This is a genomic window from Salinarimonas sp. NSM (assembly GCF_052380005.1).
Lineage (GTDB): Bacteria > Pseudomonadota > Alphaproteobacteria > Rhizobiales > Beijerinckiaceae > Salinarimonas.
On record NZ_JBQTCJ010000124.1, the window covers coordinates 1 to 1356 of the forward strand.

Sequence of the window (1356 nt, forward strand, 5' to 3'; positions counted from 1 at the left end):
CCCGCACGCCATCGATCTCGCGCGGACGCTCGCCGGCCCCTCCCCCGCGCATCCGCTGGGGACGGATCATCTGGGGCGCGACCTCCTCGCGCGGCTCGCCGCCGGTGCGGCGCCCTCGCTCGTGGCGCTTGCGATCGGGCTCCTCGCGACGCTCGGGCTCGGCGTCGCCGCGGGAAGCGCCATCGCGCTCGGCCCCGCGCCGCTGGTCCTCGCCGTGCGGCGCGTCGCAGAGGTCGCGCTCGCGGCGCCGACCCTCGTCGTCGCCCTCGTGCTCGCGGCCCTGATGGGCGCGGGACCGGCGACCGCGGGGCTCGCGCTCGCGGCGAGCGCCTGGGCGCCCTACGCCATCACGGTGGCGGCGCTGCTGGAGCGCCTTGTCGCCGAGCCCTACTGGCGCGCGGCGGAAGCGCTGGGGCTCGATCGCCCCCGCGCGCTCGCCCGCCACCTCGTCCCGGCGCTGGCGGGACCCGTGGGCGCGCTCGCCGGCGCGGACGCGGCACGCGCGGTGACGCTCGTCGCGGCGCTCGGCTTCCTCGGGCTCGCCGCGGACACGGGCCGGCCGGAATGGGGGGCGATGATCCACGAGTACCGCCCCTTCCTGATCGAGGCGCCGCGCCTGCTGCTCGCACCGCTGTGCGCCATCGCGGCGCTGGCGCTCGCCGCCCACGCGGTGCTCGACCCGGGGCGCGACGCCGCGCCGGCACGAGGGCGGTGAGACGGCTCAACCGGCGACGGGAAGATCGAGCGTCGCGCGAAAGCCCTCCGGCCCCGTCTCGCAGGAAAGCGTGCCGCCCCAGGCATCGGCGATCTCCTGGACGATGGCGAGGCCGAGGCCCGCGCCGGAGCCCCGCGCGTCGAGGCGTCCGCCACGGACGAGGACCGCGTCGAGCGCGTCCTGCGGGATGCCAGGCCCGTCGTCGCTCACCCGAACGCGGACGCGCCCCGTCTCCCGCTCCGCAGCGAGGCGCACGACGGCGCGGGCATGTCGGGCGGCGTTCTCCACGAGGTTGCCGAGCGCCTCGGTGAGGTCGTCGGGGTCGATGCGGGCGGCGAGCGTCTCGGGAATCGCGACATCGAAGGACCTGGCCATGCCATCGGGCGTTCGGCGCACCACGGCGACGACCCGCTCCGCGATCGGCCGCAGCGCCGCGCGGGCCGCCGCCGAGCGCCCGGCGAGGCGCGCGCGGGCGAGCTCGCGCTCGACGTGGCGGCTCATGGCGGAGACGACCGCCGCGACATCGTCGGCGAGCGGGTCGTCGCCCCGCGCGCGCAGGCGCGCGTCGGCGCCCTCGAGCGCCTGGAGCGGCGTGCGCTGGCCGTGGGCGAGATCGGCGGCGCGGGCGCGCGCCTTCGCCA

At 78.7% G+C, this 1356-nt stretch carries 2 protein-coding genes; one reads left to right on the forward strand and one right to left on the reverse strand.

What is annotated here, in order from left to right; all coding sequences use genetic code 11:
* Positions 1 to 715 (forward strand): ABC transporter permease subunit (locus tag ACTZWW_RS22625; protein ID WP_444783219.1); only part of this gene is annotated, 715 nt, incomplete at its 5' end.
* 6 nt (positions 716 to 721) lie between these two features.
* Here ACTZWW_RS22625 and ACTZWW_RS22630 read toward each other — a convergent pair.
* The coding region (locus ACTZWW_RS22630) for a sensor histidine kinase (RefSeq protein ID WP_444783220.1) at positions 722 to 1356 on the reverse strand (635 nt) is incomplete at its 5' end.